The sequence below is a fragment of the Olivibacter jilunii genome (assembly GCF_900607235.1).
GTDB lineage: Bacteria > Bacteroidota > Bacteroidia > Sphingobacteriales > Sphingobacteriaceae > Olivibacter > Olivibacter oleidegradans.
Genome location: NZ_LR027849.1, coordinates 1249947 through 1267230 on the forward strand (window position 1 = coordinate 1249947; position 17284 = coordinate 1267230).

Annotated in this window: 15 protein-coding genes and 2 tRNA genes; 9 read left to right on the plus strand and 8 right to left on the minus strand. The window is 39.5% G+C overall.

What is annotated here, in order from left to right; genetic code table 11:
- Positions 1–366, minus strand: coding sequence for a BlaI/MecI/CopY family transcriptional regulator (locus E0E36_RS11375; protein ID WP_013666883.1), 366 nt, complete (start codon positions 364–366; stop codon positions 1–3).
- 191 nt (positions 367–557) lie between these two features.
- Here E0E36_RS11375 and E0E36_RS11380 point away from each other — a divergent pair, with 191 nt between their 5' ends.
- Both E0E36_RS11380 and E0E36_RS11385 read left to right on the plus strand, forming a co-directional pair.
- Entirely contained in the window at positions 558–1088 is a 531-nt protein-coding gene (locus tag E0E36_RS11380; protein ID WP_130856022.1) for a DUF3347 domain-containing protein, read from the plus strand.
- A gap of 120 nt (positions 1089–1208) precedes the next feature.
- A complete protein-coding gene (locus tag E0E36_RS11385) occupies positions 1209–2495 on the plus strand; it encodes a citrate synthase (protein WP_130856023.1) in 1287 nt (428 codons plus the stop codon).
- A 54-nt stretch (positions 2496–2549) separates the two neighbouring features.
- Here the strand turns inward: E0E36_RS11385 and E0E36_RS11390 are convergent, their stop codons facing one another.
- Entirely contained in the window at positions 2550–2768 is a 219-nt protein-coding gene (locus tag E0E36_RS11390) for a hypothetical protein (RefSeq protein ID WP_130856024.1), read from the minus strand.
- Between the two features lie 113 nt (positions 2769–2881).
- Between E0E36_RS11390 and E0E36_RS11395 the strand changes: the two genes are divergently transcribed.
- Together E0E36_RS11395 and E0E36_RS11400 are read left to right on the plus strand one after the other, a co-directional pair.
- Positions 2882–4060, plus strand: coding sequence for a prolipoprotein diacylglyceryl transferase (locus E0E36_RS11395; protein ID WP_130856025.1), 1179 nt, complete (start codon positions 2882–2884; stop codon positions 4058–4060).
- On the plus strand, positions 4053–4847 hold the full coding sequence (locus tag E0E36_RS11400) for an inositol monophosphatase family protein (RefSeq protein ID WP_013666878.1): 795 nt from the start codon (positions 4053–4055) through the stop codon (positions 4845–4847). The genes E0E36_RS11395 and E0E36_RS11400 overlap by 8 nt, the downstream gene beginning before the upstream one ends.
- Positions 4848–4900: 53 nt before the next feature.
- Here E0E36_RS11400 and E0E36_RS11405 read toward each other — a convergent pair whose 3' ends face one another.
- The 3 genes from E0E36_RS11405 to E0E36_RS11415 form a co-directional block, all read right to left on the minus strand.
- Complete coding sequence (locus E0E36_RS11405) at positions 4901–5455, minus strand: NifU family protein (protein ID WP_013666877.1); 555 nt, start codon at positions 5453–5455, stop codon at positions 4901–4903.
- Positions 5456–5549: 94 nt separating this feature from the next.
- A complete protein-coding gene (gene purB / locus E0E36_RS11410; RefSeq protein WP_130856026.1) occupies positions 5550–6887 on the minus strand; it encodes an adenylosuccinate lyase in 1338 nt (445 codons plus the stop codon).
- Between the two features lie 181 nt (positions 6888–7068).
- Entirely contained in the window at positions 7069–7329 is a 261-nt protein-coding gene (locus tag E0E36_RS11415; protein ID WP_242627185.1) for a hypothetical protein, read from the minus strand.
- Between the two features lie 311 nt (positions 7330–7640).
- Between E0E36_RS11415 and E0E36_RS11420 the strand changes: the two genes are divergently transcribed.
- The 5 genes from E0E36_RS11420 (at position 7641) to E0E36_RS11440 (ending at position 15276) form a co-directional block, all read left to right on the plus strand.
- Positions 7641–8201, plus strand: a complete 561-nt coding sequence (locus tag E0E36_RS11420) for an RNA polymerase sigma factor (RefSeq protein WP_130856027.1) — start codon at positions 7641–7643, stop codon at positions 8199–8201.
- A 12-nt stretch (positions 8202–8213) separates the two neighbouring features.
- Positions 8214–9299, plus strand: coding sequence for a S1 family peptidase (locus tag E0E36_RS11425; protein WP_130856028.1), 1086 nt, complete (start codon positions 8214–8216; stop codon positions 9297–9299).
- Positions 9300–9397: 98 nt separating this feature from the next.
- Complete coding sequence (locus E0E36_RS11430) at positions 9398–10162, plus strand: class I SAM-dependent methyltransferase (protein WP_130856029.1); 765 nt, start codon at positions 9398–9400, stop codon at positions 10160–10162.
- A gap of 96 nt (positions 10163–10258) precedes the next feature.
- Positions 10259–13531, plus strand: a complete 3273-nt coding sequence (locus E0E36_RS11435; RefSeq protein WP_130856030.1) for a S41 family peptidase — start codon at positions 10259–10261, stop codon at positions 13529–13531.
- A 107-nt stretch (positions 13532–13638) separates the two neighbouring features.
- Positions 13639–15276, plus strand: coding sequence for an amidohydrolase (locus tag E0E36_RS11440; RefSeq protein WP_130856031.1), 1638 nt, complete (start codon positions 13639–13641; stop codon positions 15274–15276).
- Between the two features lie 82 nt (positions 15277–15358).
- Here the strand turns inward: E0E36_RS11440 and E0E36_RS11445 are convergent.
- The 3 genes from E0E36_RS11445 to E0E36_RS11455 form a co-directional block, all read right to left on the minus strand.
- Positions 15359–15434, minus strand: a tRNA-Lys gene (locus E0E36_RS11445).
- A gap of 319 nt (positions 15435–15753) precedes the next feature.
- Positions 15754–15826 (minus strand) — tRNA-Lys (locus E0E36_RS11450).
- A gap of 133 nt (positions 15827–15959) precedes the next feature.
- Positions 15960–16931, minus strand: a complete 972-nt coding sequence (locus tag E0E36_RS11455) for an NAD(P)H-quinone oxidoreductase (protein WP_013666810.1) — start codon at positions 16929–16931, stop codon at positions 15960–15962.
- Between the last annotated feature and the right edge of the window lie 353 nt (positions 16932–17284).

A 17284-nucleotide genomic window follows, 5' to 3' on the forward strand; every position in this document is an offset into this window, starting at 1 on the left:
CTAATCCTTATCTTGTTCATCAATCATTTTAATAATCTCTTTCAATTCCCGCGCACTGATTTTCTCTTCTTTCGCGAAAAAGGATACAAGTTCTTTATAAGAATTTCGAAAATACTCGCTTACAAATCCGTTCATAAACCCACGCTTGTATTCCTCTTCCGTAACAGTCGGTTCATATCGATAGGCATTGGCATATTTTACCGATCTAACAAAGCTTTTTCGTTCAAGGTTCTTCAGTGTAGATGCCAATGTTGTATAGGGAATTTTAGGATCGGGCATACTATCCAATAATTCTTTTACAAAGCCGCCTCCGTTTTTCCAAATCAACAGCATGGCTTCCTCTTCTTGTGCACTTAGTTTCTGCATAACTCTATGTTTATTTCGTAAATCTACGAAATTTTCGTAAAAAACAAAATATTATTTGAAATAACGGATCTACGAGTCGGGTACAAAATGTTTATATTTGACTTTTTCATTGGTACAAATTGTTTTTAGTGAAACCGAAACTTGCCTATTATGTTAACAGCATAAGAAAGTTTCGACTTTAAATTGATCATATGAAACGAAGAAAAGGAATAAGTCCATTGTTTTATACGGCATTGGCCATATTGTTTATTAGTTGTCATAGCGGCCCTAACAAAAAGGGGCAGGATGCCGATACAACACGTGTGAGCGAACAAGGTATCGTGATAGAAAACGACACCTTGTCGCAAGTCTTTGCCGCTTATATAAAGGTAAAGGATGCACTGGTTGCCTCAGACCCTAAATTGGCAGGCGAAGCGTCCAACAGACTTTCAGAAAGCCTTAAAGGTATTCACGGTTGTGAAAATACAGCCATCTTGGCACAGGAGCTTGCCAATTCAACAGATTTAGCCTTACAGCGTTCGGCATTTTCGGCAATAAGCAAAGATCTGATCGACATGTATCAACGTCCTTCTTTAAGTGCGGGCAAAATTTATGTAATTCATTGCCCGATGTACAACAATAAAGCGGGCGGAGATTGGCTTTCTACCAGTCCGGAGATAAAAAACCCTTACTTTGGTGAAGAAATGTTAACCTGTGGAACTGTCACACAGGAAATTAAGTAGAATCGGGAATAAAATCGTGTCATCGCAAATTAATTTATCGTAAATAAATTGAAATATTTATAGGTTTCCCTATGTTTTAAGCCATTTTTTTTTAGTTTTGTTACAAACCATAGAATCATTATGTCAGAAAAAGTTTCTTTAAATATTGGAGATAAGCAGGTAGAGTTACCAATCATTACAGGTACAGAAAACGAGAAAGCAATAGATATTTCGAAAATTAGAGCAGAGACAGGATTTATAACGCTTGATCCGGGTTTTAAAAACACCGGTGCAACAACAAGTGCTATCACATATTTAGATGGCGAAGAAGGTATACTTCGTTATAGAGGCTATCCCATAGAGGAATTAGCTGAAAAATCAACCTTTCTGGAAGTGGCGTACCTGTTGATATATGGAGAATTGCCAACCCAAGCTGAGTTTACTGATTTTCAGAATAAAGTAAGCCGACACACGCTTATCCATGAAGATATGAAGAAATTTTTCGAAGGTTTTCCTACCAAATCCCATCCGATGGGACAGCTGTCGGCCTTGGTAGGAGCTCTTTCAGCATTTTATCCGGAATCGCTAAACCCGGACGCCTCCGAGGAGGAAGACAATCTTACCATCATTAAACTACTTGCTAAGTTTCCAACCATTGTTTCATGGATTTATAAGAAGTCCTTGGGACACCCGGTCATATACCCAAAAAATAAGTTAGACTATGTAAGCAATTACCTGAACATGACTTTTGGTCAATTGACGGAAGAAGTCGAAATTGATCCAATTGTTACCTCAGCGATGAATAAACTACTCATTCTACACGCTGATCATGAACAAAATTGTTCAACATCAACCGTTAGAATCGTTGGATCTTCAAATGCCAACCTTTTCACTTCCATCTCTGCCGGTATTTCCGCGCTTTGGGGGCCGCTTCATGGCGGGGCTAATCAGGCCGTAATAGAAATGCTGGAGCGAATAAAAGAAGATGGCGGTGATTCGGAAAAATGGCTGGCTAAAGCAAAAGATAAAAACGATCCGTTCCGCCTAATGGGATTTGGCCATCGTGTATATAAGAACTTTGACCCGCGCGCTAAAATAATAAAAAAGGCATGTGACGATATTCTGGACAGTTTAGGAGTACAGGATCCCGTATTAAATATTGCGAAAAAACTGGAAGAAACCGCGCTAAGTGACCCCTATTTTGTGGATCGTAAGTTATATCCGAATGTAGATTTTTATTCCGGTATTATTTACCGGGCACTTGGCTTCCCTACGGATATGTTTACGGTGTTATTTGCCCTTGGCCGCTTGCCCGGTTGGATAGCGCAATGGAAAGAAATGCGTACAAACAAAGAACCAATTGGGCGCCCACGTCAAGTATATACAGGACATCCAAAACGTAATTTCGTTGCGATGAAAGACAGATAACCAGGGTTTAATAAATCATTTAACAAGAGAGGGGCTAACTAGAGTGCTCCTTTCTTATTTTGTACCCTTGTTCGCTTGACTAACTAACGCAATAATTCCCCCACCAATTAGAATGGCACCTAAGTAAGGTGGCCAGTTAACTTGCTTTTCCTTATCAGCATTGATTTCTACGGGACCTGCATCTACTACTTTTTCCTTTTTTGTATAACTGAAACCTGTCCAGATCAACATCACAGCTCCCACAATTATAAGTATAATACCTAGTACCTTCATCCGTCTTCGTTTTGATATAGTAAACAACAAAGCAATCGACATATAGTTTATAAGAAGGGTAGGCGCTCGCAAATCTTTTTCGTTTTTTGCATAAAAAAATTATCTTTAGCTTTATGTTTCCTACCTTATCTCATCTGATCGCATATCTTTTCGGGATATATATTCCATTGCCAATTCAGACATTTGGCTTATTTGTTGGCTTTGCCTTTCTGTCTGCATACTACATTTTTAAGGTTGAGCTTATACGTAAAGAACAACTGGGATTAATTATGCCTGTTAAGCAGGAGGTAAGGGTAGGAGAACCCGCACATCCGGTTGAGATACTGATGAACGCATTGGTCGGGTTCATCATTGGTTATAAGCTAATACATGCTATTTTCAACTATGCCGATTTAGTTGATAACCCTCAAGCTTTCTTACTATCCACTAAAGGTTCCTTAACAGGTGGTGTGCTGCTGGGTATTCTATTTGGCTATTGGCTCTATAAAGATAAGAAGAAGCAAGAGCTTGCAGAAGATAAAATAGAAATACAACAGATACATCCCTATGAACTGATGAGCAAAATTTTAGTTTGGGCAGCCATTTGGGGCCTACTGGGGGCGAAGCTTTTCCATAACTTAGAGTATTGGGACGATTTTATACATAATCCGGTAGAAAGTCTCTTATCTTTTAGCGGACTTACTTTTTATGGTGGTATCCTGTTCGGTGGTGCAGCAGTTATTTATTACACCAAAAAACAGGGCATACATCCATTACATATGCTTGATGTGGGTGCTCCCGGCATGATGTTAGGTTACGCCGTTGGTCGTTTAGGTTGTCAGTTATCAGGGGATGGCGATTGGGGCATTGAGAATTTAGCTACTAAACCATCGAGCCTTCAATGGATTCCCGATTGGGCTTGGGCATTTAAATTTCCTCATAACGTGATTAACGAAGGTGTGCCTATTGTAGGCTGTGAAGGTAAATTTTGCCATGAGCTACCGGTTGCCGTGTTTCCCACATCTTTTTACGAATTTTTGATGTGTCTTATCCTTTTTGCCTTACTTTGGTTTTTAAGGCAAAAAATACATACTGCCGGAATGCTCTTTTCTATTTATCTTATGTTAAATGGTGTCGAACGTTTTTCGATAGAACTAATCAGGGTAAATGCAAAATATCACCTTTTAGGAATATCATTTACGCAAGCTGAATTGATTTCCCTCGCCATGGTCCTGGTCGGACTTATCGGCGTTTTTTACACCCGGTCAAGAGCACAAAAAACTGCTTATTCCATTACGCAAAAATATGCTTAATTTATCTCAACTCACGCAACAAGTACGATCCATAGCGATCGAAGCGGCTAACTTTATCAGGCAGGAACGGTTAAGCTTTGATAAAAGTAAAATAGAGCAAAAGGGCCTTCACGACTTGGTTTCATATGTAGATAAAGGCGCTGAATTTATTATTGTAGAACGGCTCAAAGACTTATTACCGGAAGCAGGCTTTATCACTGAAGAAAAAACGATCGTGAAGAAGGGCGACGTCTATAATTGGATCATAGACCCACTTGACGGAACTACCAATTTCATTCATGATATTCCCGCCTATTGTGTTAGCATTGCGCTTGCTCGTAATCGTCAACCTATTATAGGGGTTGTTTATGAAGTGACCAGCAAAGAATGTTATTATGCCTTTGAACAAGGAGGCGCATTTTTGAACGATCGCCGGATAAAAGTCTCTGCATCGACGACTTTATCCGATTCATTGCTCGCTACCGGTTTTCCTTTTTATAAATTTGAGTATCAAAATCAATACATCAATCTACTTAAACATTTAATGCAGCAATGCCGTGGCATTAGGAGAATCGGTTCAGCCGCCCTGGACTTGGCTTACGCTGCCGCAGGAAGATTCGATTGCTTCTTTGAATATAATCTGAATGACTACGATATGGCTGCCGGCGTATTGTTGGTTAAAGAAGCGGGTGGTATCGCTTATGATTTTGAGGGAAGTCAAGAGATGCTGGATAAAAGATCTGTTATTGCAGGCAATTTTGATATTACTAACCTCGTACTATCCGCAGTAAAAATGCACTTTAAATAAGAAGAGCCCGGTTTCTACCGGGCTCTTCTCTTGAATTTCTATTTATTATTATATTACATAGCTTCCGCCACAACCTCTTGAACCTCAGGAACCATTCGCTTTAACAACCCTTCTATACCTGCTTTTAGCGTAATTGTTGAAGACGGGCACCCGCTACATGAACCGCGTAATTCAACTGTTACCACGCCTTCATCAAAAGATTTATAAGCAATAGCACCACCATCTTGTTCAACAGCAGGACGGACATAATCGTGTAATACTTGCTGAATTTTCTTTTCAGTTTCACTGCCTTCGAAAGCCACATTCTCATCACGCTCTACCTCATGTATTAGCAATTCAGATTCTACCGCGCCCTTTACGAAATCTTTCAATATGGGCAGGATGTCTTCCCATTCACTATCTTCGGATTTTGTAATAGTGACAAAATTACTGGCAAAGAAAACACCATTAACAAAATTAAATTTAAAGAGCTCCCGTGCGAAGGGAGAACTTTGGGCTTTCTCCTTATCAGGAAAATCTAAACTCCCATTATACAACAACTTATTTACCAGAAACTTCATAGTTGCCGGATTGGGGGTACTCTCTGTATATACGTTGATCGTGGCCATTTTTATTTATATTAATTACACAAAGCTAACAAAAATATAACGGACAAGAAGTCAACTGCACGTCATAGTTAATATAGCGATGCGATACCTCTCCCTAAACCCCGGTATAGTTCCAGGGTGTAATGGCCTTGAGCTCCTCTTTAAGCGGATCAGCGATATTCAGATTATTGATAAAAGCGGCTATTGATTCCTGATTAATTGCTTCGTTTGTCCGCGTTAAATCCTTCAATGCTTCATAGGGCTTGGGGTATCCTTCTCTTCTCAATATTGTTTGTATAGCCTCCGCTACAACAGCCCAATTTTTTTCCAGATCGGCCCGAAGCGCGTCTTCGTTCAATATGAGTTTTTTGAGTCCTCGCATAATGGACTTGAAGGCAATGAGTGTATGGCCAAAAGGAACACCTATGTTTCTCAACACAGTCGAATCTGTTAAATCGCGCTGCAACCTGGAAATAGGCAGCTTAGCAGCTAAATGCTCAAACAAGGCGTTGGCTAGACCTAAGTTACCTTCTGCATTTTCGAAATCTATAGGATTGACTTTATGTGGCATAGCGGAAGATCCGATCTGTCCGGCAATAATCTGCTGTTTAAAGTAATCCATGGAAATGTAAGTCCAGATATCTCTACACAAATCAATTAAAATATTGTTTACCCGCTTTAAAGCGTCACAATGTGCCGCAAAGTTATCATAATGTTCAATTTGGGTTGTTTTTTGCGACCTATGGAGACCTAAAATATCGTTTACCAGGTGATTACCAAAGGCAACCCAGTCAATGTCTGGATAAGCGATATGATGTGCATTGAAATTTCCGGTAGCCCCCCCAAATTTAGCTGAGAAGGGAATCGCCTTAAGTTGATTTAGCTGTCCCTCTAATCGTTCAACAAATACGGCTAGCTCTTTACCTAAACGAGTCGGCGAAGCGGGCTGCCCATGTGTCTTTGCCAGCATAGGTATGGCTTTCCATTGCTTGGCCATAGCGTCAAGTTCGCTGATAAGTACGTGAATACCCGGATAATATACTTTGTTTAAGGCTTCCTTCCAGGAATAGGGAATGGCTGTGTTGTTAATGTCCTGTGACGTCAATCCAAAATGAATAAATTCTTTCGAATCTGTCAACCCGATTGCCTCAAACTTTTCTTTGATGAAATACTCAACGGCTTTCACATCGTGATTAGTTGTCTTCTCCAGATCCTTAATACGTTGTGCGTCGTTCTCAGAAAAGTCCTCATATATGGTCCGCAGAGCCGCTTTATTCGGTAAAGCACTTAATTGGGATATACCGGTTTCAGCAAGTGCGATAAAATATTCAATTTCTACAAATACACGATATTTTATTAAAGCGGCCTCCGAAAAAAAAGAAGCTAAATCTTTTGTTGCACTGTGATAACGACCATCTATCGGTGAAACTGCTGTAAGTGGAGATAAACTCATGTCAATGAAATATGTCGGGTTAAAAGCGCAAAGTTAAAAAAATATTGCATTTGTCCATTTTCTCCCATCAGAGAATGAGATCAATTTTAGAAACAATGCCACGGAGGGGACCCGTACCATTTTACAAAAAAAAAGCGTTTCCGCTCATGAACGGAAACGCTTTTTACTATTTCAGTTTTAATTACTGAGCTTCTTTAACTGTAGTATCAGCAGTTACAGTAGTATCTGTAGTGATAACAGTTGTATCTGGCTCGCTAGGAGTAACAACAGTAGTAGTATCAGTTGTTTCTTCAGTAGCAGATCCTTCGCCAGAGTTTGAGTTACAAGCAGCAACAGTTAAAGTTAAAGCTAAACCTAAAAAACCGAATTTGAATAAATTTTTCATTGTTAATTTTCTTTTCTGATTAAATAAAAATTGTTTATTTACCTCTTTATACCGCATATGTTGAAAGGTAACCCAACATTTTTAAAAAAAAATTTTTCGTTCTTTTTTGCGGCTGCAAAGATGGAGATATTTTAGAAAAATACAAATAGAATTTGCTGACTGATCAAACTTCATTTACTGTTTACTTTTATTTCCCTAGTTTCTGTACTTTTGCCTCTTTGCAACTGAAACAAACAGGCGATAATAAAATCGTCGGGGGAACAGTTATAAAAAAGACAGACCTTATTTAAGCACCGTTTTTAATTTCAAAACGTGCTAAAAAAAACACGAATGGGTGGGTTACTATTTGCATTTTAACGTATTAACTAGTGAGTAAAGAAAGAAAACATACACCATCTGACGATAACGAAATACTTGCAGGGGTTTTAGAAGGGGACACCAACATTTTGGATAGTTTATATAAGGCTAATTTCCCGATGATTGCTCGATTGATTATCAATAACGGTGGTGATATTGACGACGCAAAGGACATATTCCAAGAAAGCATTATTATTTTATATGATAAACTCTGTGGCGGCGACTTTGCACTTAATAGCAAACTCAAAACGTTTTTGTATTCTGTCTGCAGAAATCTTTGGCTTAAAAAGCTAACAAAAAAAGGGATTTATACCCGGATCGACGATTTTGAAGAAAAGATTCTTGTAGAAGACGACATCGACACACATAAAGAACGAGACCGGCAATTTTCCATGATGGAAGATGCCTTGAAAAAGCTGGGCGAGCCCTGCAAAACAATAATAGAAGATTTTTATATACGAAATTTAACAATGCAAGATATCTGTGAAAAGTTTGGTTACACGAATACGGATAATGCAAAGAATCAAAAATATAAATGTCTGCAACGTTTAAAGAAACTTTATTTTGGTTAACATTTTACAACAATGAAAAGTGAACGAGATTTTCTAGACCAGTCGGAAGCCTACTTAAGAGGTGAAATGAATGCCCTGGAAAAAAAGGTATTCGAAGACCATCTTGTGAATGATCCTGAAGCTCGTAGAAAATTTGACGAGCACGAAATATTTATTGGAAACATGAAGAGTTACGGAGCTAGGACCGATTTACGACATAAGCTCGAGGCCATTCATGAAACAATTAATATAGAAGAAGTGGTTCCAAAAAAGCCACTCATTATACGCTTATGGGATAAATATAAGATCAATTCCCTTGTGGCCGCGTCGGTTGCACTTCTTGCTGTTTTCACTACCTTATGGCTTACCGGCTTTTATTCAAAAGACAACACATCCCAATATATTGCTTTGCGACGCGATATGAATAGCATTCGACAAAATGTTAAAGCCCAAAATGCACTGATTAAGGATATTAACAAAGGCAAGAACGACGCCGGTACTCCCAGTCATTATGGAGCCACCGGTTTTGCTCTTTCTTCCAATGGCTACGTTATGACAACGTATCACGTAATTAAAGATGCTGATTCTGTTTACTTGCAGAATTATACAGGCAACTCATACAAAGCAAAGGTCATATATACGGATCCCACATACGATATTGCAGTGCTGGAAATTATAGACAAAGACTTTAAAGAAGTAGGGAATTTACCCTATACTTTTAAACAAAACGCAGCTGATATAGGAGAGGACGTTTATACGATTGGTTTTCCGAGAGAAGAAGCAGTATACGGAAGGGGTTATTTAAGCAGTAATACGGGATATAGTGGCGATACCATTGCTTATCAGGTTTCCATTCCCGTTAACCCAGGTAACAGCGGGGGACCTGTATTGGATAATCGGGGCAATATAATCGGCGTTATTAACAGTAAACAAACGGAGACTGATGGAGCCGCTTTTGCCATCAAATCGAACTATGTTTTGGAAGCGTTGGCGTCAATTCCCGAGGATAGTCTGGAGAAAAAGCTAACATTAAATAAAAAGAACACCCTCGCCAATTTGAGCCGCACGGAACAGATCAAAAAGGTACAGGAATATATCTATATGATTAAAGTATATTAATAGACGACACCGAATAAAACAAAAATGGCTTCCCCCCTGTGGTGGGGAAGCCATTTTTGTTTTATTTTCAGTATATTAGGAACCTAGATCAAAATCATATGACTCAAGCGCATCGGAATATTGACCGTTTTAACTTTCGAGCCGATAACTATGATAAATATCGTCCAGGTTATCCGCAAGGTCTTCTGGATTTCATATATAAACATAATTCCCTAAATGAACAAAGTGTTATTGCTGAGTTGGGGGCAGGAACCGGCATCTTAACAGAAGAACTAGTAAAATGGCCTTGTAGCATCATTGCGATTGAACCTAATGATGAAATGCGCGAAAAAGCGATCCAAACTTTACAAAGAGTTAAAAATTGTGTAATAAAGGACGCAACCGCCGAAGAAACCGGTCTGGCAGACCATAGTATTGATCTCATAATCTGTGCGCAATCATTTCATTGGTTCGACGCGATGAAAGCAAAAAGAGAATTTGAGCGAATATTAAAAAATCAGGGAAAAGCAGCAATTATATGGAATATCCGTAGCGCAGAAACGACTTTTGAAAAAGAATATGAAGAATTCATTTTGGAGTTTTCAATAGATTATAAAGAGGTTAAGAATAGAGAAACACGAGGAAATAACCTTAAAAATTTCTTTCTGCCTAATAGCATGGAAGAACATCTATTTATATACGATACTTACCTGACATTCGAACAGTTATTGGGCAGAACACTTTCTTACTCCTATATGCCTAATGAAGGCCATAAAAGAACACCCGAAATGAAGACTCGATTACGGGTCTTGTTCGACAAATATGCTACCAATCAAATTATAAGCCTCTCGTACAAAACTAAATTGTTTATGGGTATGCTTTAATTTTACATCAAAAACGTTACAAAGTTGCGTTTTTCCCGTTCGATGTTTTGACAATTTTCTCTAAGTTTGTGATATTATTAATCAATAAAAAATCACATGAAGAAACGTTTAATCAATCTAAAATTTCTATTAGCCGTATTTTTTTTCCTGAGCTATTCATATCAAAGCCAGGCCCAATCAGAGGCTTTATGGCTCCGGTATCCAGCCATATCACCGGACGGCAAAACTATTGTTTTTGGATATCAAGGTAATTTATACCGTGTAAGCGCCAGTGGGGGAGCAGCCACCGCCCTTACAGTCGGAAGCTCACACAGTATGATGCCCGTATGGAGTCGTGATGGTCAGTTTATAGCTTTCGCAAATGACCGAAATGGTAATTTCGACATCTATGTAATGCCGGCAAGCGGCGGAAAGTCAACACGACTTACCTATAATAGCGCAAATGATTACCCATACGACTTTAGTATCGATAATAAGGAGGTGATATTTGGAAGTGCCAGGCAAGCACCCGCCGAAAGTACGCGTTTTCCAAGCTTGCGACTGTTTCAAAATCTATACCGGGTGGCTATCAATGGGGGCCGACCGCTACTTGTGAGTGCTGCCGGCATCGAAAATGCCCACTTTAATCAAGATGGCAGCTTATTGGTTTTCCAAGACAGAAAGGGTTACGAAGACCCTTGGAGAAAACATCACAATTCTTCCGTAACGCGTGATATATGGCTATATAATTTAAAAACCAATACATACGAGGCCTTAACTAATGAGGAAATCGAACACCGCGAACCGGTTTTCAGCCATGACGGACAATTTGTTTATTATCTAAATGAGAAGGATGGAACCCTAAATCTCTATAAGAAGGGAATTCGATTACGTATTGCGGATCAACAACTAACACATTTCACAAAAAACCCGGTTCGCCATTTGAGTATTTCAAATGACAATACGCTAGCCTTTACACAGGACGGCTCTATCTATACACTAAAGGAAGGGGGTGAACCAAAAAAGCTAACCGTAGTCATCGCAGTTGATAATGGAAATGCTTTAGCGAGCAATGTGCCATTAAACGGGCAAATTAGTCAGTTTGAGTTAAGTCCTGACGGTAAACAAATCGCTTATGTGAGTAGAGGAGAGCTATTTGTTACAAGTGTTGAAGGCGACTTTACAAAACGAATTACTAATACGGCCGATCAAGAACGAATGGTAAAATGGTCGCCGGATGGAAAAACGTTAATCTACGCCGCTGAACGAGGCAGAAATGGTTGGGGTATTTATCAAAGCGCCATTCTCAATCAAGAAGAATCCTATTTCTTTAATGCAACCGTTTTGAAAGAAGAGCCTCTTATTACCGGAAAAACAGACAATTTTGCTCCTAAGTTCTCACCTGACGGTAAGTCTGTGGCTTATATCGAAGAAAGAAACGTATTGAAGGTATATAATATCAATACTAAAAAAACGGTCGAGTTGCTCCCGAAGGGACACAACCACTCTTATGCCGATGGCGACTGGGGCTTCGAATGGAGTCCGGACAGCAAGTGGTTATTGGTCGATGATCAAAGAGGATACTTTTTTAATTCTAATGTAGCCTTGATAAAAGCGGATGGAACTGCTGAAATAAGACATCCGCTTCTTACTGGTTTTGGTGAAGAGGGGGCGCGTTGGCAGATGGAAGGAAAAATGCTCACCTGGCTAAGCAGTCGCTATGGAAGAAAATCCTTAGCCCTACAGGGCAGTCGCGAACTAGACGTTTTTGGTGTTTTCTTTAATCAAGAAGATTACGATCGATTTAAGTTAACTAAAGATGAATTCGACCTGTTGAAAGAAAAGGAAGAAAAGGCAAAAAAAGACGAGGCGACAAAAAACAATGATCAAAATACGTCCAAAAAGAAAAAAAATGAAAAGGGTGAAAAAGAGGAGGAAAAAACGCTAAAGATAAATTTTGATAATTTACGTGATCGAGAAGTTAGGTTAACCATCAACAGCTCATCCATCAGTGATTACGCATTAACCAAAGATGGAAGTAAATTATTCTATCTGGCATCTTTTGAAAAGGGCTACGATTTGTGGTTAACAGAACCGAGGACAAATCAAACAAAAATTTTGGCTAAATTATCAGGTTCCCCTAGCGGCATTGAAATGAGCAAGGATGAAAAAACCTTATTCGTAGTAAATCGTGGCGCACTGGTAAAAGTTGATGCCGCAAGCGGCAAGATTACACCACTCAACAGTAAAGGAGAGCTTGAACTGAATGCCGCTGCCGAACGTGAGTACATCTTCAATCATGCTTGGCTGCAAGTGAAAAAGAAGTTTTATGACCCTAATTTGCATGGAATCGATTGGGATGGCTATTATCAAACCTATGCTAGATTTTTACCGCATATAAATAACAATTTTGATTTCCAGGAACTTTTAAGCGAATTATTAGGAGAACTTAACGCATCCCACACGGGAGGGCGCTTTTCTCCTCGATATACCAATCCGGATATTACGGCATCTTTAGGTTTACTCTATGATGAAACCTATACCGGTAAAGGGTTGAAAGTGGCAGACGTAATCCCGGGTGGTCCGGTAGCCAACGCCAAGTCGAAAATTGAAAAAGGAACGATTATACTGGAAATAGATGGCAACACCATTGATGATAACGTCGACTGGGCAAAGTTCTTAAATCGTAAAGTTGGCCAATATGTAAGCATTCGCGGTAAGAATGGAGCAGGTGGTGTATTCAACGAAACGATTAAACCAATAAGCACAGCTGATGAAATTCCACTTATGTATAAACGCTGGGTTAACGGACGAAAAGCGTATGTTAACAAAATAAGTAACGGAAAGATTGGTTATGTACATGTTGAAGGTATGAATGACGCAAGCTTTAGGGAGGTTTATGACCGCGTCATGGGAGAGAACTTAGATAAGGATGCACTTATAGTTGATACGCGTTTTAATGGTGGAGGATGGCTACATGACGACCTCAATACGTTTTTAAGCGGCAAAGAATACCTGAAATTTGCCCCACAGGGGAATACCTTAAAAGGTGGCGAACCGAGAAGTCGCTGGAACAAACCGAGTGCTGTTGTAATGAGCGAGGGAAATTATAGCGATGCTTTTATCTTTCCTTATATCTATAAACAAAATGGTTTAGGTAAATTGATCGGCATGCCCGTTCCGGGTACAGGAACAGCCGTCTGGTGGGAAACTCAAATTGATCCAACATTGATATTTGGGATACCTATGATTGCTACGATCGGAAAGGAAAATCGCCCTACCGAAAATCTTCAGGTTGAACCGGACATTCGGGTTCCCTTACCTTACGAGGCTTTTCTAAAAGGCGAGGATCCACAGTTGGAAAGAGCGGTAAAAGAGCTCCTTCATTAGTTTATTTATTCTTTAAAACTACCATAAGCTCCTTTTATGGAGGCTGTATAAGACTTCCGCGCGATAATCGCCGGAAGTCTTATATTTATATACACTTTTTTCAGATTATGAAAACGCTTATCTCTTTGCTATTAAGCTTATCTTGCTTATCTCTTTTTATAGGTTGCAAGGAAAAAGAACGGGTTGACCTCATTCTTCACCATGCTACTGTTTATACAGTAGATAGCACCTTTTCGCTCCAGCAAGCTTTTGCAGTAAAAAATGGAAAATTTCTGGATATCGGTTCAAATGAATCCATTTTGGACAAATACGAGAGCGAGCATATGGTCGATGCGAAAAATCATCCTGTTTATCCTGGACTTTACGATGCTCATTGCCATTTCTTTGCTTTGGCTCGCGGACTACATCAGGTCAACCTGGTTGGTGCAAGTTCCATGAAAGAAGTAATTGAAAGGGTAAAGAACTTTCAGGCAAAATTTCCAAATGACGCTTGGATTTTAGGACATGGTTGGGACCAAAATCTATGGAGCGACAAAAGTTTCCCTAATAATAAGGAGTTGAATGCCGCTTTCCCGAAGATCCCGGTTTATTTAAGCAGAATTGACGGTCATGCGGCCTTAGCCAATGACGCAGCTCTCCAATTAGCGCATATTCCGCTTCATGGGCAACCCACAGGCGGTTTAATTGTAAAAGCGGGAAATACCCCAACAGGTATTCTTATTGACAACGCAATGGATTTAGTGCAACAGAAAATACCACCACCTTCTGAATTGCGATTAACGGAATTCTTATTGGAAGCGGAGAGGGCCTGTTTCTCCGTTGGATTAACAAGCCTGGCCGACGCTGGCTTGTCAATTGAAGAAATCGATTTACTAAAAAAACTGTATAAACAAAACAAATTAAAGATAGGGGAGTACGCAATGGCAATGCTCAATACAGGCACCTTTAAAGAGCTAGTAAAAGCAGGTGTGTATGATCGAGGGCAGTTGACGGTTCGTTCCTTTAAAATTGTGGCAGATGGCGCGTTGGGGTCTAGAGGGGCTTGCTTATTGCAACCGTATAGCGATGCTTCAACAGAGCAAGGTTTTTTACTTCTAAAACCTACTACGTTGGATACTATAATCCGTGAATTGGCACAAAGTAATTTCCAAGTTAATGTGCACGCTATAGGGGATTCGACCAATCGCTTTATTCTTCACACTTTCAATAAATATTTAAGCGAGAATAATAAAAAGCGTTGGCGCATTGAACACGCTCAAATTGTTCAACCCAATGATTATCGACTGTTTACAACTGCTAATCTTATCCCTTCCGTGCAACCAAGCCACGCTACCTCGGATATGCATTGGGCAAAAGACCGATTAGGAAACGATAGAATACAATATGCTTACGCGTATAAACAGTTATTACAAGCCGCAGGTAGTTTAGCTTTGGGAAGTGATTTCCCCGTAGAAGACATCAATCCGCTGTATCAATTCCATGCCGCAGTAGCACGGACCGATAAAAACGGTAAACCCGTCGGTGGATTCCAAATCGAAAATGCCCTGACAAGAGAAGAAGCATTGAAAGGCTTAACGCGATGGGCAGCCTATGCTTGTTTTCAGGATGAGAAAAAAGGAAGTATAGAGAAGGGAAAGCAAGCAGATTTTATCCAGCTAGAGAAAGACATCATGCAGATTCCCTTAAACGAAATAAGAAATACCAAAGTGCAGCAAACCTGGGTAGCGGGGAAAAGGGTTTATTAGAATAGGTGCTTCCTTCGAACCCACTCAACCCCTCTGTTCGAGCCCCAGCTTAATGACAAAAGCCCCAACTTTCGTTGAGGCTTGGTGATCCCGCTGGGACTCGAACCCAGGACCCATACATTAAAAGTGTATTGCTCTACCAGCTGAGCTACGGAATCCTATTCATATTTAATTTCTCACTAAAATTAAATATCATTAACTCTTATTTTTCAGAATTTTATTTTATTTCTGAACTGTTAACGGGTGCAAAGGTATGTTTTTTATCCATACACGCCAAATTTTAAAACAAAAAAAATAGCATTTTTCAATTATTCACTAAGTATCAGTTTGTTATTTTTTAATCATGTAAACGTGTAATGGAGCCAAGCCGGTCAAGCTTTTGTTTAGCCCACATTCCGGACATTAATTCGCTCAAGAGGCCTTCGGCGTTCGAACTCCCGCTTAACGACAAAAGCCCCAACTTTTGTTGAAGCTTTGTGATCCCGCTGGGACTCGAACCCAGGACCCATACATTAAAAGTGTATTGCTCTACCAGCTGAGCTACGGAATCTTCCTTTATTCGAAACCTACCAGGTTTCTTTGAAAGAGCTGCAAAGGTATAATCTTTACCATTATAATGCAAGACAAATTCTATCTTTTAACGATATTTATCTGCAAAATACTGTATTTCAATCAGAAAAAAATCAATCTATTCTCAATACTATTTTTCCTATATGCCTTCCTTCTTCCATTAAATCATGAGCTCTCCAAGCTTCCGCCAATGGAAATACAGCATGAATCAGCGGTCTGAAAAAACCGGAATGCATCAGCGGCCAAACATTGTTTAGTATGTCCGCCGTCAACATAGCCTTAAAATGTTTATCTCTACTACGTAAAGTACTACCGGTAACGCTGATTCTTTTATGCATAATTTCCATGATATCCAGCTCAACCAAGGAACCATTCATGGCATTGATATATACTAAGCGCCCATCATGGTTCAAAATACTGATATTCTTCCTGAAATAGGATCCACCTACCATATCTAATATAACATCTATTTTTTCCTTTGCAAAAACCTTTTCAAATTCGTAAATCCGGTAATTGATACAAACGTCAGCCCCCAGGTCAAGACAGGCTTTACATTTCTCCTCCGAACCAGCGGTGGCGTACACTTTCGCCCCAATGCTTTTTGCAAGTTGAATCGCCGTAATACCGATACCACTCGAACCACCATGCACAAGAAAATGTTCGTTTTTTTTCAGTGCTCCGCGGCGAAAAACATTATCCCACACCGTATAAATGGTTTCCGGAAGGCTCGCAGCTTCAACAAAACTCAAACCTGTAGGGATGGGCAAACAATGACCTGCATTGGCAACCGCTTTCTCCGCATAACCACCTCCGGCAATCAATGCACATACATGATCTCCAATCTGCCATTGAGCTACCTCGGCACCTATTTGTTCAATAACGCCTGCAATTTCTAAGCCCGGTATATCACTTGCAACGCCTTCAGGAGCTGAGTACTTCCCCTTGCGCTGAAATATATCCGGTCGATTTACCCCGGCTGCCGCCACCTTAATAAGTACTTCATCGGGTTTTATTAATGGATCAGGCTTATCATGTAGTTTTAGAACGTTTGGTGCACCATATTCAGTAATCGAAATTGCTTTCATGTTTATTTTTCTTTCTAGCTTAAGTTCAACGTTTGTGCCATCAAATTGTTTATAAATTCACGCTAACGCTCCTTGAATGAAAAAGATTTGTCTGAGGGCCTTTTTTGTATTTCTTCTCATTAAAACAAGATCCTTTTAACCAAACCATACAAAACAAAACAAAAACAGGAATTAATCACAAAAATTAACAGAAAAATCAATCAAAAAACCATAAAAATATCAATATAGACATGAATATATCATAATATTTTATAAAAATTGAAATAAATACACAAAAACAAAGAAAAAAAAGGAAGCATATAATACAGTAAACTTCCTATTTATTAGTTTATGACTTAAAATATTTTAAAATG